Raw genomic sequence first — 24,743 nt, 5'->3', positions numbered from 1 at the left:
TGACAGTCGACTTTTCGATGTACCAGCTGATCATGGACGCCAGTCTGATCGTGCAGCTGGTCATGGTGATCCTGGTGATCGCCTCGGTACTCTCCTGGCTGGTGATCATCATCAAGGCGCGCTCGCTGAACGCGGCCCAGCGGGCCAGCGACGAGTTCGAGGAACGGTTCTGGTCGGGCGCGGACCTCTCGCACCTGTACGAGGGCGTACGCCGCAAGTCCGAGATGTCCGGCATGGAGCACGTGTTCTCCTCCGGCTTCAAGGAATTCCTGCGTGCCCGCCAGCACGGCATGGTGGCCGGCGAGCCGGCCCATCGCGCGATGCGCGTGGCCATCGCCCGCGAGACCGACGAGATGGAGCGCTACCTGCAATTCCTGGCCACGGTTGGCTCCACCAGCCCGTACATCGGCCTGTTCGGGACCGTGTGGGGCATCATGCATGCATTTCTCGGGCTCTCCGGGGTGCAGCAGGCCACACTCGCCATGGTCGCTCCGGGGATCGCCGAGGCGCTGATCGCTACCGCGCTGGGCCTGTTCGCGGCCATCCCGGCGGTCATCGCCTACAACCGCTTTGCCGGGGACGTCGATCGCGTGGCCTCGCGCCTGGAGAACTTCAGCGACGAGTTCGTGGCCCTGCTGAACCGCCAGGGCGCGGGCAAGCCGGCCGAGGGCGCCGCCGGGGCGCCGGCCTGAACCATGTCCGAGTCGCGTCGCAACAGCCGCCGCCTGCGGCGGCCCATGTCGCAGATCAACGTCGTGCCGTTCATCGACGTGATGTTGGTCCTGCTGATCATTTTTATGATCACCGCCCCGATGCTGCAGCAGGGGGTGGAGGTCGATCTGCCGGAGGCCGATGCCGAGGCCCTGGACGAGGATCCATCCGCGGCCGAGCCACTGGTGGTCACCGTGGATGCTTCCGGGGCCATGAGCCTGAACCAGGGCCCGTACGTGAACGAGCCGCTGGCGCCGCAGGAGATGACCGAGATCGTGCGCGAGTTCCTCGCCGAGAATCCGGGCACCCAGACCTTCGTGCGCGGGGACCGCAACGTGGACTACGGCCGGGTGATCGATGCAATGGTCGCCCTCCAGCGCGCCGGGGGCGGTCGTGTCGGCTTGATCACCGAACCGCCACGTAACAACCAGGACTGAGCCACACGCCGTGTTCGAGCTCCTGCGCCGTCACCCCCTCAGCCTGCTCCTCGTCCTGATCCTGCACGGGGTGCTGTTCGCGGCGTTGCTGCTGAACGTGAGCCTGGTGTCGCCGACCTCGACCCGGGCGGCGGTGGAGATCGCGGTGCAGGAAGATATCGAGGTGATCGACGCGGTCGCGGTGGATGCCGAGACCTTCGACCGCGTCGAGCACCAGCGCGAGGTGGCGGAACAGGAACGAATCGCGGAGGAGCTGCGCGCGGAAGAGGAGCGCCGCCGTGCCGAGGAGCAGGCCCGGCGCGAGGAGGAACGTCGCCAGGCCGAGGAACAGCGCCGCCGCGAGGAAGCCGAGCGCGCGCGCCAGCAGGCGCTGGAGGAGGCCGAGCAGGCGCGCCGCGAGGCGGAGGAAGAACGCCAACGCGCACGCGAGGAGGCCGAGGCCGAACGCGAGCGCATTCGCCAGGAACGCGAGGCTGCGGAGCGGGCGCGGCGTGAGGCCGAGGAGGCGCGCGAACGCGAGGAAGCCGAGCGGCGGGAGCGCGAGGAGGCGGAGCGCCAGGCGCGGGAAGAGGCGGAGCGGCGCGAACGCGAGGAGGCCGAACGCCGCGAGCGGGAGGAGGCCGAGCGTCGCGCCGAGCAGGAGCGTGAACTGGAAGAGCAGCGCCGGCGCGAGGCGATGGAGCGCGAGCGCGAACGTCTGGCCGAGGCACAGGCGCAACGCGAGGCTGCCGAGCGCCAGGCGCAGCTGGACCAGGAGCTGAACGAATGGCGTGCCCAGGTGCAGTCGGTGGTGCAGCGGCGCTGGCGCCAGCCCTCGGGTCTGGATGCGTCGGACCGTGCCATTGTTCTCGTGCGTGTCAACGAGACCGGGCGTATCATCAATTTCGATATCGAGAGCTGCTCGGGCGGGTCCGCCTTCTGCGAATCGGTCCGCCAGACCATGGACCGTTTGTCCTCGCTGCCGCGTCCGCCCGACGCGGATGCCGTGCGCGGCGGGGTACGCATCCGTTTCGAGCCCGACTGACCGGCCCGCTCCCAACCGGGCCACGAGGAACACCATGCAACGAATGATTCACGCGATGCTGCTGGGGCTGGCGCTGCTGTGGTCGGCGCAGGCTCACGCGGTGCTGGAAGTGACCGTGACCGAGGGTGTGACCGGGGCCATTCCGGTCGCGGTCGCACCGTTCACCTGGGAGGGCGAGGGCCGCCCGGACGAGGATGTGGGGCGAATCCTGGCCGCGAATCTGACCCGTAGCGGTCTGTTCGACGTCGAGCGCGAGGGGCTGCCGCGGGCCCCCTCGGGCCCGGCCGACTTCATCGCGCAGCCCTGGGCCGACGCCGGCATGGAGTACCTGGTGGTGGGCTCCAAGCGCCCGGACGGGGACAACGTGATCGTGGAGTTCCACGTGTTCGACGTGCTGGCGGAGGAGCGCCTGGGTGGCTGGCGCATCCCGGTGCCGGCGGACATGCTCCGGAGGGGCGCCCACCGCGTATCGGACATCGTCTACGAACAGATCACCGGCGACCCGGGCGCCTTCAGCGCGCGTATCGCGTTCGTCAGTGTCGAGCGCCGGAACGACTCGCGCACCTTCCGACTGGAGGTGGCCGACTCCGACGGGGCCAATCCGCGGACTCTGTTCCGCTCCGAGGATCCGATCATGTCGCCGGACTGGTCCCCGGATGGCCGCGAGCTGGTCTACGTCTCGTTCGAGAACCGCCGTTCCGAGGTCTTTCGCCAGAATGTGGAGACCGGCGAGCGCTCGCGCATCGCCAGCTTCACCGGGATCAACAGTGCCCCGGCCTGGTCCCCGGACGGTCGCCAACTGGCGCTGAGCCTGTCGCGCGACGGCTCGCCGAATATCTATGTGATGGACCTGGCCTCCGGGGAGCTGCGGCAGCTGACGCGTTCCAGCGCGATCGAGACCGAGCCGGTCTGGTCGCCGGACGGCGAGACGATCTATTTCACCTCCGACCGCGCGGGGGCCCCGCAGATCTACGCCCAGCCAGCCGGCGGCGGGAATGCGCGGCGTCTGACCTTCGAGAGCGGCTACGCGGCCGCCGCCACCATCTCGCCGGACGGGCGGTCGCTGGTGTATGTCCATGGGGGTGACGGCGGATTTCAGCTGGCCCGCCTCGATCTGGATGACCGCCGTGTGACGCGCCTCACGGACGGACGCGATGCAGAGTCGCCAAGCTTTGCCCCCAATGGCAGCATGATCCTGTATGCCATGACCGACGGGGGGCGGGGCGTGCTCGGTTCCGTCAGCCGCGACGGCCAGGTGCACCAGCGTCTGGCCGCCCGCGAAGGCGAGGTGCGCGAGCCGGCCTGGTCACCCCTGAACTGATTTTCGGACCCTTTGACTGTCACCTTCTTTCGAGGAACCAACACCATGAACAACGCGTTTCGTCTGACCCTTGCCGCCGTGGTGATCGCGGCCCTGTCGGCTTGTGCCACTCCGACCCGCGATGCCGAGGATGCCGAGCGTGCCGCCGAGCGCGAACGTGCCGCCGAGCAGGAGCGGGCCGAACGCGAGGCCGCCGAGGCCCGTGGGATCGGTCGCGACCGGGAGTTCGATGCCGCCGCCCTGGACGACCCGGACAGTCCGCTGGCCGAGCGCCTGGTCTACTTCGACTTCGACCGTGACGAGGTGAAGTCAGAATTCATGCCGATGCTGGAGGCCCACGCGGCCTACCTGGCGGAGAACCCCGGCGCGCGCATGCGCCTGGAGGGGCATACGGATGAGCGCGGCACCCGCGAATACAACCTGGCCTTGGGCGAACGCCGTGCGCAGTCCGTGCGGCGGGTGCTGAATCTGAACGGCGCCTCGGATGACCAGCTCGAGGTCATCAGTTATGGTGAGGAGATGCCGGTGGCCTTCCAGCAGAACGAGGAGGCCTGGGCCAAGAACCGCCGGGTCGAGCTCGTCTACGAATCCCGGCGCTGAGTCAGGGTAGGTAAACCCGGGAAGCCAGATGCGATCGATGTTCAGTACGTCTTGCGGAGATGCCCCCTCGGGGGCATTTCTGTTTCGGAACCCGGCGCGCCCGGGGCCGTTCCTGGCGGCCATGCTGGCCGCGGCCTTTGTCCTGACCCCGCTGGCTCTGATGCCGGGGGCCGCCGGGGCGCAGGACGACACCGTGTTCGCGACCCAGTCGCAGATCCGCCAGCTGGATCGGCGCCTGGACCGTATCGAACGCGTGCTGGACTCCAGCGCGATGAACGAGCTGCTGCAGGTCTCCGAGTCGCTGAACCGGGACCTGCGCGAACTGCGCGGGGAGGTGGAGACCCTGCGCCACGAGGTGAACCGCCTCAGTACCCGTCAGCGCGACCAGTTCCGCCACCTGGACGAGCGCGTGGCCGCCGTCGAGGGCGGAGGGCCGGCGCCGGATGCGGCCCCGCGCGAGGAGGTGGTCGAGCTGGATCTGCCGGAGGCCGACGAGCAGGCCGCCTATCAGGAGGCCTTTGACGACCTGATGGCCGGCGACTTTGCCACCGCCATGCGCAAGCTGGAGCGGTTCATCGAGGATTACCCCGAGGGGAGCTTTACCGCGAATGCGTGGTACTGGCTGGCGGAGGCGAAGTACGCCAGCGGCGAATTCGAGGCGGCGCTCGAGGACTTCCAGCGCCTGCGCGAGGATTTCCCCGAAAGCGACAAGAGTGGGGATGCACTGCTGAAGATCGGGTACTCCCACTACGAGCTGGAGGACTTCGATGCGGCCCGCGAGGCCCTGGAGGCAGTGCGTGCCGACTATGGCGGTACGACACTGGACCGCCTGGCCCGCGAACGCCTGCAGCGGATCGATCGCGCCCAATGACCACCGCCCCGTTGCGTGACGCCCGTGGCTCGGGGGTCGTCGACCCGGCGTCGGTGCGGCTGCGGATCAGCGAGATGTTTGTCTCGCTGCAGGGCGAGGCGGCGCAGGTCGGCTGGCCCACAGCCTTCGTGCGCCTGACCGGTTGCCCGCTACGCTGCCGCTGGTGCGACAGCGAATACGCCTTCGAGGGCGGCGAGGCGCTGATGTTGCCGACGGTCCTCGACTGGGTCGGGCGCACCGGGGTGCGGCATGTCTGCGTGACCGGTGGTGAACCCCTGGCCCAGCCGGGCTGCCTGCCGCTACTGGAGGCACTATGCGACGCCGGGTTCACGGTGTCGCTGGAGACCAGCGGGGCGATGGACATCGCCGGTGTCGACCCCCGGGTCGCCATCGTGATGGACTGGAAGGCGCCGGGCTCGAAGGAGGCCGAACGCAACCTCCCCGATAACATTCCGCGGCTGAAGGCCGGGGACCAGCTGAAGTTCGTGCTGGCCGGGCGCACAGACTTTGACTGGGCCCGGGCCGAGCTCGAGCGCCTGGGGCTGGACCCGGAGGTCGAGGTCCTGTTCTCGCCCGTGTTCGGCGAACTGGAGCCGCGGACCCTGGCTGACTGGATCGTGGCCGAACGTGTGCCGGTACGCTTCCAGGTTCAGCTGCACAAGCTCCTCTGGGGCGATCAGCCGGGCCGCTGATATGAACGAACGCGCGGAACAGGCCGTGGTGCTGCTCTCGGGCGGGCTCGACTCGGCGACCTGCCTGGCCATGGCGCGCGCCGAAGGCCTGGAGTGCCATGCCCTGTCCATTGACTATGGACAGCGCCACCGGACCGAGCTGGAGGCTGCGCGGCGGGTCGCCGCGGACCAGGGCGTGACCGACCACCGCGTGGTGGCGGTGGACCTGAGCGCCATCGGTGGCTCGGCGCTGACAGACACGGCGATCGACGTACCGACCGCGCCGACCGAGGGCATCCCGGTGACCTACGTGCCGGCGCGCAACACGGTGTTTCTGGCCCTGGCCCTGGGGCTGGCCGAGACCCTGGACGCGCGGCTGCTCTACGTCGGCGCCAATGCGGTGGACTATTCCGGTTATCCGGATTGCCGTCCGGCCTTCATCGACGCGTTCCGCGACCTGGCCCGGGTGGCCACCCGCAGCGGGGTCGAGGGCACGCCCTGGGAGGTGCGGGCGCCGCTGATGCACCTGTCCAAGGCCGAGATCATCCGGGCGGGCAGCGAGCTCGGGGTGGACTACCGCCACACGGTCAGCTGCTATCAGGCCGATGCCGAGGGGCGCGCCTGCGGCCGCTGCGACAGTTGCCGCATCCGGCGCGAGGGCTTTGCTGCGGCCGGCGTGCCGGACCCGACCCGCTATATCCCCGCGTGATGCCCGCCGGCAGCCCGCCGGCTGCATGTTCGTTCCCGCAGGAATGAAAACGGGCTCGATCTCGTCTAGCGTCCGATGTATGCTGCGCACCCCGTGGGTGCAGGCCTGCCCTGAAATCTTTCGTCGAGAGGATACGTGATGGAATTCTCCAGTTTTTCAACTGCCGCGATGGCGTTCCTCGGTGGGGCGTTCATCCTCGCCTTCATCATGGGGGCCGTGGCGAACAAGACCAACTTCTGCACCATGGGCGCCGTCTCCGACTGGGTGAACATGGGTGATACCGGGCGTATGCGCTCCTGGCTGCTGGCGATCGCCGTGGCCATGCTGGGCGTGGCCATCCTCGAGTTCTTCGGGGTGCTGAGCGCCGACGGTTCCTTCCCGAACTACCGCATGAGCGAGTTCCAGTGGGTCGAGCACGCCCTGGGCGGCTTCCTGTTCGGGATCGGCATGACCTACGCCTCCGGCTGCGGGAACAAGACCCTGGTGCGCGTCGGTGGCGGCAACATCAAGTCGCTGATGGTGCTGATCGTGATCGCGATCATCGCCTACTACATGGTGCGCCCGCTGCCGGGTACCTCCGATACCCTCTATTCCCTGCTGTTCATGGACTGGACCACCGCGCTGGCCATCTCCACCCCGGCGGGCCAGGACCTGGGTACCCTGGTGGCCGGCGAAGAGAACGGCCTGACCGCCCGCCTGGTGCTGGGCGCGGTGATCGGCGTGCTGCTGCTGGCCCTGATCTTCAAGGCCGCGGACTTCCGCAAGAGCTTTGACAACATCCTGGGTGGTCTGGTGATCGGCCTGATGGTGCTCGGCGCCTGGTGGCTGACCAGCAACATCCAGATCGACGACGGCATGGACACCTACACCCCGCAGGCCTACGTGGCCGACTGGGACTTCGTGGCCGATGCCGACGCGGGTGAGCGCCCGTCCGAGAGTGCCCCGTGGGCCAACCAGTCGTTCACCTTCATCAATCCGATGGGCCAGAGCCTGCGCTACGTGTCGAGCGGGTTTGACAACACCGTGCTGTACTTCGGCGTGATGGCGCTGGCCGGCGTGATCCTCGGCTCCTTCTTCTGGGCCCTGGTTACCCGTGCGTTCCGCTTCGAGTGGTTCGCCTCGGTGCGCGACTTCGTGAACCACTTCATCGGCGCGATCCTGATGGGCTTCGGTGGCGTGCTGGCGATGGGCTGCACCATCGGCCAGGGCATCACCGGGATCTCCACGCTCGCGCTGGGCGGCTTCCTGACCTTTATCATGATCGTCTTCGGGGCCGCGCTGACCATGAAGATCCAGTACTACAAGATGGTCTACGAAGACGAGGCCTCCTTCGGCAAGGCGCTGATCACCTCGCTGGTGGACATGAAGCTGCTGCCGGGTGGCATGCGCAAGCTGGAAGCCATCTGATGGCGTAGCGGCGGGGGCGCCTTGCGTTTTCCCCGCCGCGCCGTAAACTACGCGGCACTGGAGGCCCGGTGATCCCGGGCCTTCGGTTTTGCAGCTCGGCCAGGGGGACCCGCGGGGTCGCCGACGGCCAAACCGAAAAGGGTCGTTAGCTCAGTTGGTAGAGCAGTTGGCTTTTAACCAATTGGTCGTAGGTTCGAATCCTACACGACCCACCATTTTCTCCGGCCCCGCGCCGGCACAAGGGCCCGTTCATACGGGCCCTTTGTGTTTGCGGGCGGGGAACACGCTAGAATGTGCGGCTGTTGCGCGGTAACAGCGCGAGAAACGAGAGTTTTCTGCAAGATCGCGAAAGTGGCGGAACTGGTAGACGCGCTGGGTTTAGGTCCCAGTGGGGTAAAACCCGTGAGAGTTCGAGTCTCTCCTTTCGCACCACAGTCCGCATTTCCCAACGCCATGAAGGTTACCACTGCGATCGGCAGGGATGACCGATATCCGAACTATGACGAGGCCCTCCATGCAAGTTTCTGTTGAAGCCACCGGCAACCTGGAACGCAAGATGACCATCCAGGTCCCCTCCGAGCGGGTCGACACCGAGGTCGACAACCGCCTGAAGTCCCTGGCCAAGCGGGTCAAGCTGGACGGGTTTCGCCCGGGCAAGGTCCCGCTGAAGGTGGTGCGCCAGCGCTATGGCACCGGCGTCTACCAGGAGGTGCTGAGCGAGGTCCTGCAGGAGAGCTACCGCGAGGCGGTGCAGCAGGAGGGTCTGGAACCGGCCGGCAACCCGAGCATCGAGCCGACCAGCCTGGAGGGCGGCGACGCCATCGAGTTTACCGCCAGCTTCCAGGTGTTCCCGGAGGTGCAGGTGGCCGACTTCGCCGACGTCGAGATCGAGCGGCCGAAGGCCGAGGTGGCGGACGAGGACATCGACCGCGTGATTGACTCGCTGCGCGAGCAGAACAAGGAGTGGGCCGAGGTCAAGCGCAAGGCGAAGAAGGGCGACCGTGTCACCCTGGACTTCGTCGGCACCCTGAACGGCGAGGAGTTCGATGGCGGCAAGGCCGAGGACTTCCAGGTCGAGGTCGGCGCCGGGCGCCTGATCGAGAGCTTCGAGAAGCAGCTCAAGGGCGTGAAGGCCGGCGAGGAGCCGACCATCGACGTCACCTTCCCCGAGGATTACCCGGCGGAGAATCTGAAGGGCCAGACCGCGCAGTTCGCCCTGACCATCAAGCAGGTGGAGGGGCCCAAGCTGCCGGAGGTCGACGAAGAGTTCGCGAAGAAATTCGGCATCGAGGACGGCTCGGTGGAGAAACTTCGCGCTGATGTGCGGTCCAATATGGAGCGGGAACTGCGTCAGGCCCTGAAGGGCCGGGTGAAGCAGCAGGTCCTGGAGGCCGTGGTCGACAAGCACGACTTCGACCTGCCGGACGCCCTGGTGAAGTCGGAGATCAACCGTCTGCGCGAGGAAGCCGAGAAGCGTTTCGGGGGTGCCGAGCAGACCCAGCCGCTGCCGGACAGCCTGTTCGAGGACGAGGCGAAGCGCCGCGTCCGCCTGGGGCTGGCCCTGCGTGCGATCATCGACCAGAAGGGCTTCGAGGTAGACGCCGAGCGCGTCGAGCGCGATCTCGAGGAGATGGCCGCGACCTACGAGGACCCGGAAGAGGTGAAGAACTACTACCGCTCCAATCCCCAGGCCAAGAGCAACCTGGAGTCGCTGGTGCTGGAAGACCAGGTGGTCGACTGGGTGGTCGAGCAGGCCAAGGTCACCGAGAAGGAAACCAGCTTCCAGGACGTCATGAATCCGAACAAGGAGTCGACTGAATGAGCCACGACATGGCCGACCAGGGCGCGCAGCATGCCCAGGGCCTGAACCTGGTCCCGATGGTGGTCGAACAGACCGCCCGCGGCGAGCGCGCCTACGACATCTATTCCCGTCTGCTGAAGGACCGGGTCATCTTCTGTGTGGGTCCGGTCGAGGACTACATGGCCAACGTGATCGTGGCTCAGCTGCTGTTCCTCGAGTCGGAGAACCCGGACAAGGAGATCAGCCTGTACATCAACTCCCCGGGTGGCGCGGTCACCGCCGGCATGGCGATCTACGACACCATGCAGTTCATCAAGCCCGAGGTCAGCACGCTGTGCGTGGGCCAGGCCGCGAGCATGGGCGCTGTTCTGCTGGCGGGCGGGGCCCCCGGCAAGCGCCATACGCTGCCGCACTCGCGGGTGATGATCCACCAGCCGCTGGGCGGCTTTCAGGGTCAGGCGTCGGATATCGATATCCATGCCCGCGAGATCCTGAAGATCCGTGACGAGCTGAACCGCGTACTGGCCCACCACACCGGCCAGCCGATCGAGAAGATCGAGCAGGACACCGATCGCGACCGCTTCATGACCGCGACCGACGCCAAGGAATACGGCCTGGTCGACCACGTCCTGACCCACCGCAACTCCGCGGACGACTGATCCCCTCGTCCGCGCCGATCGCAACCGCGCCCCGGAGACCGGCTCCGGGGCGGGGCCTCAATACCGGACTTCTGCTTGGCCCGTTTGCAACTCACAGGCAAACGGGGCATGTTTTGAAGAACACTGAAATCGCAACCGAGGCAAACGGATGAGCGACGAAACCACCCCCTCCGCCGACGGCAAGCTCCTGTACTGTTCTTTCTGCGGAAAGAGTCAGCACGAGGTGCGCAAGCTGATCGCCGGGCCATCCGTATTTATCTGCGACGAGTGCGTCGAGCTGTGCAATGACATCATCCGCGAGGAGATGCAGGAGGCCGGCCACACCGAGCGGGATTCCCTCCCGACCCCGCACGAGATCCGCGCGATCCTGGACGATTACGTGATCGGCCAGAACTCCGCGAAGAAGATCCTCTCGGTCGCGGTGTACAACCACTACAAGCGTCTGCAGGCCAAGGCCGGCAAGGACGATGTCGAGCTGTCCAAGTCGAACATCATGCTGATCGGCCCGACCGGCTCCGGCAAGACGCTGCTGGCCGAGACGCTGGCGCGAGTACTGAACGTCCCGTTCACCATCGCCGACGCGACCACGCTGACCGAGGCCGGTTACGTGGGCGAGGATGTCGAGAACATCATCCAGAAGCTGCTGCAGAAGTGCGACTACGATGTGGAGAAGGCCGAGAACGGCATCGTCTACATCGACGAGATCGACAAGGTCTCGCGCAAGTCGGACAACCCCTCCATCACCCGTGACGTCTCGGGCGAGGGTGTGCAGCAGGCGTTGCTGAAGCTGATCGAGGGCACCACCGCCTCGGTCCCCCCGCAGGGCGGACGCAAGCATCCGCAGCAGGAGTTCCTGCAGGTCGATACCAGCAACATCCTGTTCATCTGCGGCGGGGCCTTCTCCGGGCTGGAGAAGGTCATCCAGCAGCGCGCCGAGAAGGGCGGCATCGGCTTTGGCGCCGAGCTGCGTACCACCGAGGCGGCCAAGTCCGGTGGCCAGTGGCTCAAGCAGCTGGAGGCCGACGACTTGGTGCGCTATGGGCTGATCCCCGAGTTCGTGGGGCGCCTGCCGGTGCAGGCGACCCTGGACGAGCTGGACGAGGACGCGCTGATCACCATCCTGACCCAGCCGAAGAACGCCCTGGTCAAGCAGTATGCCCGCCTGTTCGAGATGGAAGGGGTGGAACTGGAGTTCCGCGACGACGCCCTGTCCGCGATCGCCCACAAGGCGATGGAGCGCAAGACCGGGGCGCGCGGCCTGCGCACCATCATGGAGAACATCCTGCTCGACACCATGTACGAGCTGCCGTCCATGGAAGGCGTCAGCAAGGTGGTGATCGACGAGGCGGTGATCCGCGGCGATGCCGAGCCGTATCTGGTGTACGAGAACGACTCGTTCGCCAAGAAGCAGGCGGCCGCGGATTCCTGAGCGGAAGTGTTGCGGCGCCCTTGAAATGGGCGCCGCCGCCCCCACTTCCTTCTGTACATTCGTCCAGCCCTGAGGGGGCAACATGACCGATACCCACTCCTCCCAGAACGAGGTGGACTCCCCCGTCAAGCGCGTCGCGGTGCTGCCGCTTCGCGATGTCGTGGTCTATCCGCACATGGTCATCCCGCTGTTCGTGGGTCGCGAGAAGTCGATCCGCGCGCTGGATTCGGCCATGGCCGAGAACAAGCAGGTCCTGCTGGTCGCCCAGAAGAGCGCCGAGGTCGACGAACCCGAAGCCGGCGATCTGCACGATATCGGTACCCTGGGCAACATCCTGCAACTGCTGCGCCTGCCCGACGGCACCATCAAGGTGCTGGTGGAGGGGGCCCAGCGCGCCCGCGTGATGGATGTTTCCGCCACCGGTGATGCCGAGAAGGAGGAGGACTACTTCGTCTCCGACATCCGGCTGATCGACGAGGAATACGACACCGAGGACAAGGAACTCGAGGTCCTCGGCCGCTCCGCGCTGAACCAGTTCGAGCAGTACATCAAGCTGAACAAGAAGGTCCCGCCGGAGATCCTGACTTCGCTGGCCGGGATCGACGACACCTCGCGCCTGGCCGATACCATCGCCGCGCACATGTCCCTGAAGCTCGAGGAGAAGCAGCAGGTCCTCGAGATCGCCAATGTGCGCGAACGCCTGGAGCACCTGGTCGCCAAGATCGAGGGCGAGATGGACGTGCTGCAGATCGAGAAGAAGATCCGCGGCCGCGTGAAGCAGCAGATGGAGAAGTCCCAGCGCGAGTACTACCTGAATGAGCAGATGAAGGCCATTCAGAAGGAGCTGGGCGACCTCGAGGACGCGCCGAACGAACAGGAAGACCTGGCCGAGAAGATCGAGAAGGCCGGGATGCCGGAGGAGGCCAAGAAGAAGGCCACCGCCGAGCTGAACAAGCTGAAGATGATGTCGCCGATGTCGGCCGAGGCCACCGTCGTGCGCAGCTACATCGACTGGCTGGTCAATGTCCCGTGGAAGAAGAAGACCCGGGTCAGCAAGGATCTGGCGCGTGCCGAGAAGATCCTCAACGAGGACCACTACGGCCTGGAAGAGGTCAAGGAACGCATCCTCGAGTACCTCGCCGTGCAGTCGCGAGTGCGCAAGCTGAAGGGCCCGATCCTGTGCCTGGTGGGCCCGCCCGGCGTCGGCAAGACCTCGCTGGGTCAGTCCATCGCTCGTGCGACCAACCGCAAGTTCATGCGCATGGCGCTGGGCGGGGTGCGTGACGAGGCCGAGATCCGCGGCCACCGTCGCACCTACATCGGCTCGCTGCCGGGCAAGATCATCCAGAACCTGGCCAAGGTCGGGGTGCGCAACCCGCTGTTCCTGCTCGACGAGATCGACAAGATGGCGATGGATTTCCGGGGCGACCCCGCCTCGGCCATGCTCGAGGTGCTGGATCCGGAGCAGAACCACACGTTCAGCGACCACTATCTGGAGGTCGATTTCGACCTGTCCGACGTGATGTTCGTGGCCACGGCCAACAGCATGCACATCCCCGGGCCGCTGCTGGATCGCATGGAGGTCATCCGGCTGTCCGGCTACACCGAGGACGAGAAGGTCAACATCGCCCACAACTACCTGCTCGACAAGCAGATCAAGGCCAATGGCCTGAAGCCGGCCGAGATCCAGATCTCCGATGCGGCGGTGCGCGACATCGTGCGCTATTACACCCGGGAGGCCGGTGTGCGCTCGCTGGAGCGCGAGATCGCCAAGGTCTGCCGCAAGGTGGCCAAGCAGCGCCTGCTGGCCAGCGAGAAGGAGCGTGCGCGGACCACGTCGGTGACCCCGAAGACGCTGGAGAAGTACCTGGGCGTGCGCCGGTTCCGCTTTGGCCTGGCCGAGGAGAACGATCAGATCGGTCAGGTGACCGGTCTGGCCTGGACCGAGGTCGGGGGCGAGCTGCTGACTATCGAGGCCAGCGTGGTCCCGGGCAAGGGCAAGACCCAGCAGACCGGGAAGCTCGGCGACGTGATGCAGGAATCCATCCACGCGGCGCTGACCGTGGTGCGCTCGCGTGCCGAGGCCCTGGGGCTGGAGGAAAACTTCCACGAGAAGAAGGACCTGCATATCCACGTGCCGGAGGGTGCGACGCCCAAGGACGGACCATCTGCCGGTATCGGCATGTGCACCGCGATCGTCTCGGCACTGACCGGGATCCCGGTGCGAGCGGATGTGGCGATGACCGGGGAGATCACCCTGCGCGGCCAGGTCCTCCCGATCGGCGGGCTGAAGGAGAAGCTGCTGGCCGCCCATCGCGGCGGGATCCGCACGGTCCTGATCCCCGAAGAAAACGAGAAGGATCTGGTCGACATCCCGAAGAACATCAAGCAGAAGCTCGATATTCGCCCGGTGCGCTGGATCGACGAGGTCCTGGAGGTGGCGCTGACGCATATGCCGGAGGGCAAGGCGGGCGAAACCCCGGAGAAGGTCGAAGAAGTCGTCAAACCGGCCAAGGAATCCGGCCGTCGCCGGGTTCGGCACCACTAAGCGTCTGTAAACGGACGGAAACCGCGGGGACCCGCAGACCGGGGCTCCGCGGTTTTTTGTGGACTGGATCACACCCGTGCGGGGGCGGTCAGGAGATCGCGTTTGACTCGTTTTCCGGGGGCTTGCTATAACCCCATCCGCATCACCTGATTTCTCGCCGAGGGCAGTTGCGGGGCCATGGAGAAAAGGCCTCCGGCTGGTGTAAGCTAGGCCCAGTCCGGCAGAAAGCCTGAGTCACCACTGAGATAAGGAAGCGCTTCATGAATAAATCCGAACTGATCGACGCGATCGCGGCGGAAGCCGATGTCCCCAAGGCCCAGGCCGGCCGGATCGTGGATGCCATGGTAAGTGTTGTTGGCGACACCCTCGCCAAGGGTGACCAGGTCTCCCTTGTCGGCTTCGGTACCTTCCTGGTGCGCGAGCGTGAGGCCCGCACCGGTCGTAACCCGCGTACCGGTCAGACCATCCAGATCGCCGCTTCGAAAACGCCTTCGTTCAAGGCTGGTAAAGCGCTCAAGGATCGAGTAAACTAGCGCGCTTTATCGGGTGCTTAGCTCAGTTGGTAGAGCGTCGCCCTTACAAGGCGAATGTCGGCGGTTCGAACCCGTCAGCACCCACCAAGTGCAACCCTGACCCTGGTTGCACTGCAAGAATACGGAGCGGTAGTTCAGCTGGTTAGAATACCGGCCTGTCACGCCGGGGGTCGCGGGTTCGAGTCCCGTCCGCTCCGCCATCTCCGAGAAAGGCGCCCTTGTGGCGCCTTTTTCTTTTTTGGCTATTGCGATCCAGGAGAAAAGAAGGTCAAGGGCGTTTGCACCACAGAGGACACGAAGGACACGGAGAAGGACACGGAGAAGGGCAAGGAATTCGGGGCCGCGGCAACACGCGGCGTTCCCCCCCCCTGACACAACTTCATCCTTCCAATCCTACGATGCTCTGTCCTTCCCGCGGATCGCTATCGACTTTCTCCGTGCCCTCCGTGTCCTCTGTGGTGCAAACGCCCTTGACCTTGCCCTTCTTCGTGCCTTCGTGCGCTTCGTGGTGGATAACCTAGGCGCAGACGTGCGCGGGCGCGCCTGCTACCATCGGCGGTTGATTCCCGATTTCCTCTCCACGGCGGAGTGAGCAGAGACCATCATGTTGCAAGCGATTCGTGACCGGGCGAGCGGCTGGCTCGCCTATGTGATCATCGGCCTGATCACCATTCCCTTTGCCCTGTGGGGCCTGGGCGAGTACTTCGGCGGGGCCGGCCCGCTGGTGGCGGCCGAGGTGAACGGCACGGATATCGCGGTGCGCGATGTGCATCAGGAGGCGCGCGCCCAGCGCGACGAGATGGCGCGCATGTTCGGCGGCGAGATCCCCGATGATGTGCTCGACGAGCAGGGCATCCGCCTGCAGGCCCTGGAGACGCTGATCCGTCAGGAACTGTTGCGCCAGGCGGCGGATTCCGCCGGGTTCAAGGCCGCCGGTGACAGCGTGCTGCGCGAGATCCGCGGCATGCCGGTCTTTCAGGAAGAGGGGCGCTTCAGCCGCGAACGCTACAGCCAGCTGCTGAACGCCCAGCGCATCAGTCCTGCGGACTTCGAACAGGACATCGCGCGCAGCATTGTGCTGTCGCAGATCCAGCGGGGGATCCAGGCGACCGGCGTGGTACCGGAAAGCCTGGTGGAAGACTACAGTCGTCTGCGCAACCAGACCCGCGTGGCCAGCTGGCGGGTCTTCTCCGCGGACGAGTTCGACCGTCCGGACGTGGTGGACGAGGACGCCATTCAGGCGTACTACGAAGCCAATCCCGATGAGTTCACCACCACCGAGCGCGTACGGGTGAGTTATCTCCGGCTGGATCCGGAGGGCCTGGAGGCCGGGGTCGAGGTCACCGAGGACCAGGTGCGCGAGCACTACCGGGTGAACCGCAGCCGCTACGAGCAGCCGGAGCTGCGCGAGGTGCGCCAGATCCGTATTCAGGACACGGGCGAGGAGGGCGAGGCCCGCATCCGGGAGCTGCGCGAGCGGCTGGAGGCCGGCGAGGACTTTGCCGAGCTGGCCGAGGAATACTCGGAGGACAGCCTGACCGCCGACCGTGGCGGGGAGCTGGGCGAGATCGCCCGGGGGGATCTGGGCTCCACGCTGGAGACCGTGATCTTTACCCTGCCGAAGGACCTGATCAGCCAGCCGGTGCGCACCGAGCGAGGCTGGTTCATCCTCGAGGTGACCGCGATCCAGGAGGCCCAGCCGCAGCCGTTCGAAGAGATCCGCGACGAGGTCGAGCAGGATCTGCGCGATCGCACGGCGGAGCAGATGCAGATCGACGCCCTGGACGACATGATGGCGCTGGGGATCGAGTTCCCCGACAGCCTGGAGCCGGCGGCCGATGCGACCGGGCTGGAGATCCAGACCAGCGACTGGTTCTCGCGGGGCTCCGGGGACGGCATTGCGCGGCACCGCTCCATTCGCAATGCGGCGTTTGATCCGCGGGTGCTGGAAGACGGCCACAACAGCGAGGCAATCGACCTGCAGGACGGCTCCACGGTGATCCTGCGGGTCGACGAACACCAGCCGTCCGAGGTGCGCCCGCTGGCGGAGGTGGAAGACACGATTCGCGAGCGCCTGCAGCGTCAGGCGGCGGCCGATGCCGCCCGTGAAGCCGGCGAGGCCCTGATCGAGCGCCTGACCGCGGCGGAGGACTGGGCCTCAGAGGCGGACGAGAACGGGGCCTGGAGTCGCTCGGTCGAGGTCACCCGCGAGCGCGCCGCGGAACTGCCCACCGGCTTGCAGGACCACCTGTTCCGCCTGCCGGCCCCGGGCGAGGGCGCGGTGGAGATCGCCGGTGCCCGGATCGGCGACGGCGACTTTGCCGTGACTGTGCTGGAAGAGGTGCGTATGGGCGAGGACGTCGCCGATGCCACTGCACGCCAGCAGGCGCGTGACCAGATCGGTAATGCCTATGGCAGCGCCGAATTCCGGGCCTACCTCGCCTGGCTGGAAGAACAGGCCGACATCAAGCGCTTCCCCGACGCGCTCGACTAGGGCTCGACCAGGGACCTCGGGGATGCGCGCGGCGTATCCGGTCCCATAAAAAAGGCCCGGCGCCGCGCAAGCGGGCCGGGCCTTTTTCGTGCAACCCGGGAAGGTCCCGGTTGCGGACCGTCGACGCTACTTGTTGTCGAGGCCGATCTCGGCCGCGCCCAGGCCCACCGTGTTGTAGCCGGAGTCGACATACATGATCTCGCCGGTGATGCCGGAGGCGAGATCGGAGCAGAGGAAGGCGCCGGCGTTTCCGACCTGTTCGGTGGTCACGTTGCGCCGCAGCGGGGCATTGGCCTCGACGTGGTCGAGGATGCGCTTGAACTCGCCGATCCCGGAGGCCGCGAGGGTGCGGATCGGGCCGGCGGAGATCGCGTTCACCCGGGTGCTCTCCGGCCCCAGCGTATAGGCCAGGTAACGGACGTTCGCCTCCAGGCTCGCCTTGGCCAGACCCATCACGTTGTAGTTGGGCATCGAGCGTTCGGCGCCCAGATAGCTGAGGGTAAGGATGGAGGCGTCTCGATCCTTCATCATCGCGCGGCCGGCCTTGGCAAAGGCCGCGAGGCTGTAGGAGCTGACGTCGTGCGCGATGCGGAAGCCGTCGCGGGTCATGTTGTCGAGGAAGTCGCCTTCCAGTTGCTCCTTGGGTGCGAAGGCCACCGAGTGCACCAGGATGTCGACGCCGTCCCAGTAATTGTCCAGGTGCTCGAAGACCTGTTCGATCTCGCGGTCATCCTCGACGTTGCAGGGCACCAGGATGTCGGAGTCGAAGTCCGCGACCAGTTTCTCGACGCGATCGCGCAGGCGTTCGTTCTGGTAGGTGAAGGCGAGCTCGGCGCCCTCGCGATGCATGGCCGCGGCAATGCCGTAGGCGATGGAACGGTTGCTGGCAACGCCGACGATCAGTGCGCGCTTGCCCTTCAGAAAACCCATGTGACACTCCTTGGTTCGGATCCGTGCGGACGTACCCGGGCGGGCCGTCTCGACGGCGCCCGCCCGGCTGCGGAACCGGGGACGGGCGCGACTGTCTCCGGGATCATACCGATGTGGTGCTAGTGCGGCCAGCACCCGATGAGCCGAAGCAGGTGGCTTGCTATAGTGCCAGCACCCGCGGTCCCCGCGACCGCTCGCCCGTCATGCCGAAAACAGTGTGGCGGGCGGCCAGCGCAACAACCCGGAGGTCTTGTGAGTCGTCATTTCGGTTGGATCGTGACCCTGATCGTGCTGGGCATCCTGTTGCTGCTGGTGATGGTCCAGATCGACCGCCAGTGGCAGCGCATGGCCTCCATGCAGAACACCATGAGCGAGCAGGCTCGGGACCTGCGGGCGCTGCGGCGCAGCCTGCAGGGGCTGGAGTCGGACCTGGCCTCGGGACGTTTCGCCGGCATGGAGGCCGAGCAGGCCCCGCGGGCGGACGCGGTCCCGTCGGCCTTCCGCCGCGCGGCACGGGCCGCGGAGCAGGAGGACTACGCCGAGGGTGACTGGCTGGTGCAGGCCTTTGGCACGGGGCTCGCGACCATTACGCCGTATGTGTCCTCGGATGCCTATGCCTCCGAGGTGCAGAACTATGTGCTGGAGTCGCTGGTGGTTCGCGATCCGGACACCCTGGAATGGCAGGGGCTGCTGGCCGAGTCCTGGGAATTCGACGACAGCGGGACGGAGTTGACCTTCCGCCTGCGTTCGGGGCCGCAGTTTTCCGATGGCGAGCCACTGACCGCGGAGGACGTCGAGTTCACCTTCGATTTCCTGATGACCGACGCCATCGCGGTGCCGCGGGCGCGTGCCTTCCTGGAAAAGGTCGAGGCGGTGGAGGCCGTGGACGAACGCACGGTACGGTTCGTGTTCGAGGAACCTTACTTCGATGCGATGCGGGTGGCCGGTGGGCTCGATGTGCTGCCGAAGCATTTCTACGAGCGCTACCTGGAGGACCCCGAGACCTTCAACGAGTCGCGCGGCATCCTGCTCGGTTCCGGCCCCTACCGGCTGGAGGACCCGACCGGCTGGACGCCGGACGCCGGGCGCATCGAGCTGGAGCGCAACCCGCGCTACTGGGGCCCGATCGAGCCGCCATTGGATCGCCTGGTCTGGCGCGTAATCCAGAACGACAGCGCGCGCCTGACCACCTTCCGCAACCGGGATATCGATGTCTACGGCGCGCGGCCGCGTGAATACGCCCGGCTACGTGACGACGAGGCGCTGCGCGAACGCGCGGACACCCACGAGTACATGAGTCCGACGGCGGGCTATTCCTATATCGCCTGGAATCAGCAGCGCAACGGCGAGCCAACGCGCTTCGCCGATCCGCGGGTGCGCAAGGCGATGAGCTACCTGACCGACGTCGACCGGCTGATCGAGGAGGTCATGCTGGGGTATGCCGAGCGGGCGATCTCGCCGTTCTCGCCACGCAGCGATCAGCACAATCCGGATCTCGAACCCATCCCCTTTGATGTCGAGCGGGCCCTGGAGCTGCTCGCCGAGGCCGGCTACCGCGAGCGTAACCGGGATGGCGTGCTGGTGAACGAGGACGGCGAGCCGTTCTCCTTCGAGCTGGCGTATTTCCAGGACAATGAGGACACCCGCCGCATCGCTCTGTTCCTGCGCGATCTCTATGCGCGTGCCGGAGTGGAGATGCGGCCCCAGCCGACCGAGTGGTCGGTGATGCTGGAAAAGCTCAGTCGCCAGGACTTCGACGCCATCACGTTGGGCTGGACCAGTGGCGTCGAGGTGGATATCTACCAGATGTTCCACTCCAGCCAGACCGTTTCCGGCGGCGATAACTTTATCCACTACCAGAACCCCGAGCTGGACGCGATCATCGAGGCGGCCCGCGGCGAGGTGGACGAGCCGGCGCGCATGGAGCTGTGGCGCGAGGCCGAGCGCATCCTGCACGAGGACCAGCCCTACACCTTCCTGATGCGGCGCCAGACGCTGGCCTTCATCGACCGGCGCATCCAGAACCTGGAACAGACCGCGCTGGGGCTGAACCTCGGGGCGGTGCCGCTGGAGATCTACGTGCCCTTCGAACTCCAGCGCTACGGACAGTAGTCGCCCATGGGCCACGTAGTGGAACCGATCGGCAGGCGGCGCGCGGGATGCTGACCTATATCCTGCGCCGCATGATCCTGATGGTGCCGACCCTGTTCGGCATCACCGTGGTCGTGTTCGCGGTGATGGCGGCGGCGCCCGGGGGCATCAGCGCCCTGACCCTGGTGGAGGGGCAGGGCCTGGAGCCGCAGGCGCAGAAGGCGATGGAGGAGTACTACAACCGCCTCTACGGCCTGGATCAACCGGCGCCGGTGCAGTTCGGGCGCTGGCTCAACAACATCTCGCCGATCGGTTTCGCCCAGGACGCGGACGGTTCACTGACCGGATGGCCGCACTTCAAGGCGCCCAACCTGGGGACCAGTTTTCGCTACGGCCGCCCGGTGGTCGACCTGATCGCGGAGCGGTTGCCGATTACGCTGCTGCTGAACGTGCTGTCGATCCCGCTGATCTACATCGTCGCGGTGGCCGTGGGGGTGCGCGCGGCCACCCAGCACGGCCAGGCCTTCGACTCGCAATCCGGCGTGGTGTTGCTGGCGCTGTGGTCGGTGCCGACCATGCTGGCGGGCGTGCTGCTGATCGGCTTCTTCGCCTCCGACCAGTTCTGGCAGTGGTTTCCCACCGGGGGCATCAGCCAGCGCGCGGCACTGGATATGACCTTCCTGCCGACGGTGGAGGTGGTGTGGGCCCTGCCGCTGCTGCTGATCCTGCCGTTTCTGGGCGCGGCCCTGGGGATCTACCTGGCGCGAACCCTGCCGGCGCGGATCCGTGGTGGGGTCGGGGCCGTACTCGGGGCCCTGTGTGGCTGGCTGATGTTCCGCGACCTGGCCGTTGCCGGGATGGTCAGTACCGGGGTCGCCATGGGGGTCGGCGCCGCGGTCGGCTGGCTGATGGCGCACAGCGACTGGGGGGTGCTGCGCGGCTTCTATCTGGGGACGCTGGGGCTGGGCGCGGGGCTTGCGCTGGCCCTCGGACTGGCGCCGGGCAGCATGGTGCCCGGCTTCCTGCTGGATCGGGCCTGGCACCTGGTGCTGCCGGTGCTGTGTCTGTCCTACGGCGGGCTGGCGTTCCTGGCCAAGCTGTCGCGCTCGGCGGTGCTGGAGAACCTGACCTCGGACTATGCGCGCACCGCGCGGGCCAAGGGGGTCGCCGAGCACGACGTGCTGTGGCGCCACGTGTTCCGCAACTCCCTGCTGCCGCTGATCACCGTGTCCGCCACCCTGCTGCCCTCGCTGCTGGCCGGGTCGGTGATCGTGGAGGCCATCTTCTCCATTGACGGCATGGGCAAGCTGGCGGTGGAGGCCGTGCAGACGCGCGACCGCGAACTGGTGCTGTCGATCACCCTGATCTCCGGGGTGCTGACCCTGGTCGGCTACCTGCTGGCGGACCTCGCCTACGCCATCGTCGATCCGCGGGTGAACTATGACTGAGCCGAGCCGCCATCCGGAAACCGGGGGTCGCCGCAGCCGCTCCTGGGCGCGGCGCGTGGTGGGCGAGGTCCTGCTGCGCTGGGGCGCGCGCCTCGGGATTGGCTGGATCGCGCTGTTGACTCTGGTGGCGATCCTCGCGCCGGTGCTGGCGACCTCCCATCCGCTGCTGGTGCAGACCACCGACGGCGAGTGGGCGATGCCCTTCCTGCGCTATCTGACGGCAGCCGACGTGACGCTGTTCGGTCTGCTGGTGCTGGCGCTGGTCTTCTGGCGCCTGCCCGGGCGGCCCTGGCGACGCTTCGGGCTGTGGGCCGCGCTGGGCGCGGTGCTGGCCGCGGTGGCCTGGCAGACGGTCTCGCCGCCGTCGCTGGTGATCCACGATCAGTACCGCGAGGCCGAGCGCATGGGCGAATACCAGACTGTGATTCGCGCCCCGATCCCGTATTCGCCGCGCGACTACCTGCGCGACTATGCCGATACCGGCCTGGAGGCCCCGCGCGAGGCGCCGGATCGGGTGCACTGGTTCGGCACTGACGACACCGGTGCGGATGTCCTCTCGCGCATGATCCACGCCTCGCGCATCGCGCTGTCCATCGGCTTCATCGCCACCGGGATCGCGCTGGGGATCGGGGTGATCCTGGGCGGGCTGATGGGCTACTTCTCGGGGATCGTGGACATCATCGGCATGCGCCTGGTGGAGATCTTCGAGGCGATCCCGACGCTGTTCCTGCTGCTGACCTTCGTCGCCTTCTTCGGTCGCTCGCTGTACCTGATGATGCTGATCATCGGCCTGACCTCCTGGTCCGGCTACGCGCGCTATGTGCGCGCGGAGTTCCTGCGCCTGCGCCAGCAGGACTTCGTGCAGGGGGCGATCGCGTCGGGGCTGTCGCTGCCGTCGATCCTGTTCCGGCACATGCTGCCGAACGGGATCGCGCCGATCCTGGTGGCGGCCAGTTTCGGGGTCGCCTCGGCCATCCTCGCCGAGGCGACGCTATCGTTCCTCGGCCTGGGTCTGGTGGATGATCCCTCCTGGGGGCAGATGCTGAACCAGGCGGTACAGAGTTCCACCTTCAACTGGTGGATGGCGGCCTTCCCCGGCGGGGCGATCTTCCTGACGGTGTTCGCCTACAACCTGATCGGCGAGGCCCTGCGCGACGCCGTGGACCCGCACGCGCGCTCGGCCGCGCGCAGTGCCAATCGCGATGCCGGCGCGCGTCCGGCGGCCGGTGCCACCAGCGCGACCAGCGGCGGGGTGCGCTGAACATGCTGGAGGTGCGCAACCTGCAGATCCGTCACCGTGACAGCGAGGCACCGCTGGTTGCGGAGGCGAGCTTCGCCATCCGCGGTGGCGAACTGTTCGCGCTGGTCGGGGAGTCGGGTTCCGGCAAGTCGATCACCGCGCTGGCGATCATGCGCCTGCTGGACGAGGGCTTCGAGCGCCCCACGGGCGAGGTCTGGCTGGCCGGGCGCGAGGGACGCCAGGAACTGCTGGGGCTGCCAGCCCCGGCGATGCAGCAGGTACGCGGCGACCGAGTGGGGATGATCTTCCAGGAGCCGATGACTTCGCTGAATCCGGTGCTGACCGTGGGCGATCAGATCGAGGAGGTGCTGCGTCTGCACCGCCCCCAGATGAGCCCGGAGCAGCGCGCCGCGCGCACGCTGGAGGTGCTGCGCGAGGTGCAGCTGCCGAACCCCGAACAGCGCCGCGACGAGTATCCGCACAAGCTCTCCGGCGGGCAGCGCCAGCGGGTAATGATCGCGATGGCGCTGGTGGCGGAGCCGGACCTGCTGATCGCGGACGAGCCGACTACCGCGCTGGACGTGACCATCCAGGCCGAGATCCTGAAGCTGATCGACCGCCTGCGCGAGAAGAACGGCATGGCGGTGCTGCTGATCACCCACGACTTCGGGGTGGTGGCCTCGGTGGCCGACCGGGTGGCGGTGATGCGCGAGGGGCGGCTGGTGGAGCAGGGCGAGTGCCTGCCGTTGTTGCGCGACCCGCAGGATGCTTATACGCGCAAGCTGATCCAGGCCCTGCCGGAGAATCTGCCCCCGCTGCCGCCGGTGCCGGGCGCCGGACGCAATGCGCTGCTGCAGGTCTCCGGGCTGCAGGTGCACTTCCCGGTGCTCAAGGGGCTGATGCGCCGCCAGGTCGACGTGGTGCGCGCGGTGGACGATGTCAGTTTCGAGCTGGAGAACGGCGAGGTGCTGGCGGTGGTCGGCGAATCCGGCTGTGGCAAGACCACCCTGGGCCGGGCCATCCTGCGCCTGGTGGAACCGACCGGTGGCGAGGTCCGCTACCGCGGCGAGTCGCTGACCCGCATGCCGCGCAAGCCCCTGCGCCGACTGCGGCGCCACCTGCAGGTGGTGTTCCAGGACCCGGCCTCGTCCCTGAATCCGCGCCTGAACGTGCTGACGCTGCTGACCGAGCCGATGGCGGTGCACGGCATCGGGGCGGACGTGGACGAACGCATCGCCCTGGCCGGGCAGGTCCTGCAGCAGGTGGCGCTGCCGGAAGATACCCTGTGGCGCTATCCGCACGAGTTCTCCGGCGGTCAGCGCCAGCGCATCGCGATCGCGCGGGCCCTGGTGCTGGATCCGGACGTGATCATCTGCGACGAGGTCACCAGTGCGCTGGACGTGTCGGTGCAGGCCGAGGTGTTGCAGATCCTTGCCCGGCTGCGGGCCGAGCGGCGTCTGGCGATGATCTTCATCACCCACGACATGGGCGTGGTCGAGTACTTCTCCGATCGCATGCTGGTGATGCACGACGGACGCATGGAAGAGATCGGCGCCACCGAGGAGGTGCTGGCCAGCCCGAAGGCCGAGTACACCCGCCACCTGCTGGACGCCGTGCCCCGCGTCTCGCGCTACCTCTGAACCGGGCGAGCCGGCGGCAATGTGCCTTGGTGCGGTCGTTTTGATTCACCACGAAGGCACGAAGAAGGTCAAGGGCATTTTTGCACCACAGAGGAGACCGAGTGCACGGAGAAGACCAAGGGCGGTTTGTAGTGGGCTGGCAATCGGTCTTGTCCTGGGTGATATCCAGGCTCTCCGCT

At 66.8% G+C, this 24,743-nt stretch carries 20 protein-coding genes and 4 tRNA genes; 23 read left to right on the top strand and 1 reads right to left on the bottom strand.

Going from position 1 to position 24,743, the window contains the following annotated elements; translation table 11 throughout:
• The first annotated feature begins 17 nt into the window (after positions 1 to 17).
• From tolQ to F614_RS0108125, 19 genes are all read left to right on the top strand, one after another.
• Positions 18 to 692, top strand: a complete 675-nt coding sequence (tolQ, locus tag F614_RS0108215; RefSeq protein WP_018867507.1) for a protein TolQ — start codon at positions 18 to 20, stop codon at positions 690 to 692.
• Positions 693 to 695: 3 nt separating this feature from the next.
• Complete coding sequence (gene tolR / locus F614_RS0108210; RefSeq protein WP_019558695.1) at positions 696 to 1,148, top strand: protein TolR; 453 nt, start codon at positions 696 to 698, stop codon at positions 1,146 to 1,148.
• Positions 1,149 to 1,158: 10 nt separating this feature from the next.
• A complete protein-coding gene (tolA, locus tag F614_RS0108205) occupies positions 1,159 to 2,172 on the top strand; it encodes a cell envelope integrity protein TolA (RefSeq protein WP_019558694.1) in 1,014 nt (337 codons plus the stop codon).
• A 34-nt stretch (positions 2,173 to 2,206) separates the two neighbouring features.
• Complete coding sequence (tolB, locus tag F614_RS0108200; protein WP_038037302.1) at positions 2,207 to 3,493, top strand: Tol-Pal system beta propeller repeat protein TolB; 1,287 nt, start codon at positions 2,207 to 2,209, stop codon at positions 3,491 to 3,493.
• A gap of 45 nt (positions 3,494 to 3,538) precedes the next feature.
• Positions 3,539 to 4,093 carry a peptidoglycan-associated lipoprotein Pal gene (gene pal / locus F614_RS0108195; RefSeq protein WP_018867503.1) on the top strand — a complete coding sequence of 185 codons (555 nt, stop codon included), beginning with the start codon at positions 3,539 to 3,541 and terminating at the stop codon, positions 4,091 to 4,093.
• 121 nt (positions 4,094 to 4,214) lie between these two features.
• Positions 4,215 to 4,964, top strand: a complete 750-nt coding sequence (ybgF, locus tag F614_RS0108190) for a tol-pal system protein YbgF (RefSeq protein ID WP_019558692.1) — start codon at positions 4,215 to 4,217, stop codon at positions 4,962 to 4,964.
• A complete protein-coding gene (queE, locus tag F614_RS0108185; protein WP_018878518.1) occupies positions 4,961 to 5,656 on the top strand; it encodes a 7-carboxy-7-deazaguanine synthase QueE in 696 nt (231 codons plus the stop codon). Before ybgF ends, queE begins: the two co-directional genes overlap by 4 nt.
• A gap of 1 nt (position 5,657) precedes the next feature.
• On the top strand, positions 5,658 to 6,344 hold the full coding sequence (gene queC, locus F614_RS0108180) for a 7-cyano-7-deazaguanine synthase QueC (protein ID WP_018867500.1): 687 nt from the start codon (positions 5,658 to 5,660) through the stop codon (positions 6,342 to 6,344).
• A 138-nt stretch (positions 6,345 to 6,482) separates the two neighbouring features.
• Positions 6,483 to 7,751 (top strand): YeeE/YedE family protein, encoded by a 1,269-nt coding sequence (locus F614_RS0108175; protein ID WP_028484713.1) that lies wholly within the window; start codon positions 6,483 to 6,485, stop codon positions 7,749 to 7,751.
• 139 nt (positions 7,752 to 7,890) lie between these two features.
• Positions 7,891 to 7,966 (top strand) — tRNA-Lys (locus F614_RS0108170).
• A 130-nt stretch (positions 7,967 to 8,096) separates the two neighbouring features.
• Positions 8,097 to 8,183 (top strand) — tRNA-Leu (locus tag F614_RS0108165).
• Positions 8,184 to 8,265: 82 nt separating this feature from the next.
• Entirely contained in the window at positions 8,266 to 9,573 is a 1,308-nt protein-coding gene (tig, locus tag F614_RS0108160) for a trigger factor (RefSeq protein WP_026329835.1), read from the top strand.
• Positions 9,570 to 10,211 (top strand): ATP-dependent Clp endopeptidase proteolytic subunit ClpP, encoded by a 642-nt coding sequence (clpP, locus tag F614_RS0108155; RefSeq protein WP_018867497.1) that lies wholly within the window; start codon positions 9,570 to 9,572, stop codon positions 10,209 to 10,211. The genes tig and clpP overlap by 4 nt, the downstream gene beginning before the upstream one ends.
• Positions 10,212 to 10,359: 148 nt before the next feature.
• Positions 10,360 to 11,640, top strand: a complete 1,281-nt coding sequence (gene clpX, locus F614_RS0108150) for an ATP-dependent Clp protease ATP-binding subunit ClpX (protein WP_018867496.1) — start codon at positions 10,360 to 10,362, stop codon at positions 11,638 to 11,640.
• Between the two features lie 82 nt (positions 11,641 to 11,722).
• The gene (lon, locus tag F614_RS0108145) at positions 11,723 to 14,188 is read left to right on the top strand and encodes an endopeptidase La (protein ID WP_019558690.1); all 2,466 of its coding nucleotides are present in this window, start codon (positions 11,723 to 11,725) and stop codon (positions 14,186 to 14,188) included.
• 260 nt (positions 14,189 to 14,448) lie between these two features.
• The gene (locus tag F614_RS0108140; protein WP_017940837.1) at positions 14,449 to 14,721 is read left to right on the top strand and encodes an HU family DNA-binding protein; all 273 of its coding nucleotides are present in this window, start codon (positions 14,449 to 14,451) and stop codon (positions 14,719 to 14,721) included.
• Between the two features lie 11 nt (positions 14,722 to 14,732).
• Positions 14,733 to 14,808: transfer RNA gene (locus tag F614_RS0108135), tRNA-Val, on the top strand.
• Between the two features lie 36 nt (positions 14,809 to 14,844).
• Positions 14,845 to 14,921 (top strand) — tRNA-Asp (locus tag F614_RS0108130).
• Positions 14,922 to 15,325: 404 nt separating this feature from the next.
• Positions 15,326 to 17,215, top strand: a complete 1,890-nt coding sequence (locus tag F614_RS0108125; RefSeq protein ID WP_019558689.1) for a SurA N-terminal domain-containing protein — start codon at positions 15,326 to 15,328, stop codon at positions 17,213 to 17,215.
• Between the two features lie 126 nt (positions 17,216 to 17,341).
• On the opposite strand, the gene F614_RS0108120 is transcribed toward F614_RS0108125, so the two are convergent.
• Positions 17,342 to 18,145, bottom strand: a complete 804-nt coding sequence (locus F614_RS0108120) for an enoyl-ACP reductase (RefSeq protein WP_018867493.1) — start codon at positions 18,143 to 18,145, stop codon at positions 17,342 to 17,344.
• Between the two features lie 252 nt (positions 18,146 to 18,397).
• Between F614_RS0108120 and F614_RS0108115 the strand changes: the two genes are divergently transcribed.
• The 4 genes from F614_RS0108115 to F614_RS0108100 are packed head-to-tail and all read left to right on the top strand — an operon-like array spanning position 18,398 to position 24,564.
• On the top strand, positions 18,398 to 20,257 hold the full coding sequence (locus F614_RS0108115; protein WP_018878516.1) for a peptide-binding protein: 1,860 nt from the start codon (positions 18,398 to 18,400) through the stop codon (positions 20,255 to 20,257).
• Between the two features lie 47 nt (positions 20,258 to 20,304).
• Positions 20,305 to 21,684: an ABC transporter permease gene (locus F614_RS0108110; RefSeq protein ID WP_018878515.1), complete on the top strand. Its 1,380-nt coding sequence runs from the start codon at positions 20,305 to 20,307 to the stop codon at positions 21,682 to 21,684.
• A complete protein-coding gene (locus tag F614_RS0108105; RefSeq protein ID WP_018867490.1) occupies positions 21,677 to 22,945 on the top strand; it encodes an ABC transporter permease in 1,269 nt (422 codons plus the stop codon). The genes F614_RS0108110 and F614_RS0108105 overlap by 8 nt, the downstream gene beginning before the upstream one ends.
• A gap of 2 nt (positions 22,946 to 22,947) precedes the next feature.
• Positions 22,948 to 24,564, top strand: a complete 1,617-nt coding sequence (locus tag F614_RS0108100) for an ABC transporter ATP-binding protein (protein ID WP_018867489.1) — start codon at positions 22,948 to 22,950, stop codon at positions 24,562 to 24,564.
• Positions 24,565 to 24,743 lie beyond the last annotated feature (179 nt).

This window comes from Thioalkalivibrio sp. ALE12 (assembly GCF_000381105.1).
In the GTDB taxonomy this organism is placed as follows: Bacteria; Pseudomonadota; Gammaproteobacteria; order Ectothiorhodospirales; family Ectothiorhodospiraceae; genus Thioalkalivibrio.
Note: the sequence above shows the minus strand (reverse complement) of the source record. Positions and strands in the feature narration are given on the sequence as shown.

Coding starts and splice junctions, on each gene's coding strand:
- tolQ (WP_018867507.1), top strand. CDS start 18: ATGTACCAGCTGATCATGGACGCCAGTCTGATCGTGCAGCTGGTCATG.
- tolR (WP_019558695.1), top strand. CDS start 696: ATGTCCGAGTCGCGTCGCAACAGCCGCCGCCTGCGGCGGCCCATGTCG.
- tolB (WP_038037302.1), top strand. CDS start 2,207: ATGCAACGAATGATTCACGCGATGCTGCTGGGGCTGGCGCTGCTGTGG.
- pal (WP_018867503.1), top strand. CDS start 3,539: ATGAACAACGCGTTTCGTCTGACCCTTGCCGCCGTGGTGATCGCGGCC.
- ybgF (WP_019558692.1), top strand. CDS start 4,215: ATGCTGGCCGCGGCCTTTGTCCTGACCCCGCTGGCTCTGATGCCGGGG.
- queE (WP_018878518.1), top strand. CDS start 4,961: ATGACCACCGCCCCGTTGCGTGACGCCCGTGGCTCGGGGGTCGTCGAC.
- queC (WP_018867500.1), top strand. CDS start 5,658: ATGAACGAACGCGCGGAACAGGCCGTGGTGCTGCTCTCGGGCGGGCTC.
- F614_RS0108175 (WP_028484713.1), top strand. CDS start 6,483: ATGGAATTCTCCAGTTTTTCAACTGCCGCGATGGCGTTCCTCGGTGGG.
- tig (WP_026329835.1), top strand. CDS start 8,266: ATGCAAGTTTCTGTTGAAGCCACCGGCAACCTGGAACGCAAGATGACC.
- clpP (WP_018867497.1), top strand. CDS start 9,570: ATGAGCCACGACATGGCCGACCAGGGCGCGCAGCATGCCCAGGGCCTG.
- clpX (WP_018867496.1), top strand. CDS start 10,360: ATGAGCGACGAAACCACCCCCTCCGCCGACGGCAAGCTCCTGTACTGT.
- lon (WP_019558690.1), top strand. CDS start 11,723: ATGACCGATACCCACTCCTCCCAGAACGAGGTGGACTCCCCCGTCAAG.
- F614_RS0108140 (WP_017940837.1), top strand. CDS start 14,449: ATGAATAAATCCGAACTGATCGACGCGATCGCGGCGGAAGCCGATGTC.
- F614_RS0108125 (WP_019558689.1), top strand. CDS start 15,326: ATGTTGCAAGCGATTCGTGACCGGGCGAGCGGCTGGCTCGCCTATGTG.
- F614_RS0108120 (WP_018867493.1), bottom strand. CDS start 18,145: ATGGGTTTTCTGAAGGGCAAGCGCGCACTGATCGTCGGCGTTGCCAGC.
- F614_RS0108110 (WP_018878515.1), top strand. CDS start 20,305: ATGCTGACCTATATCCTGCGCCGCATGATCCTGATGGTGCCGACCCTG.
- F614_RS0108105 (WP_018867490.1), top strand. CDS start 21,677: ATGACTGAGCCGAGCCGCCATCCGGAAACCGGGGGTCGCCGCAGCCGC.
- F614_RS0108100 (WP_018867489.1), top strand. CDS start 22,948: ATGCTGGAGGTGCGCAACCTGCAGATCCGTCACCGTGACAGCGAGGCA.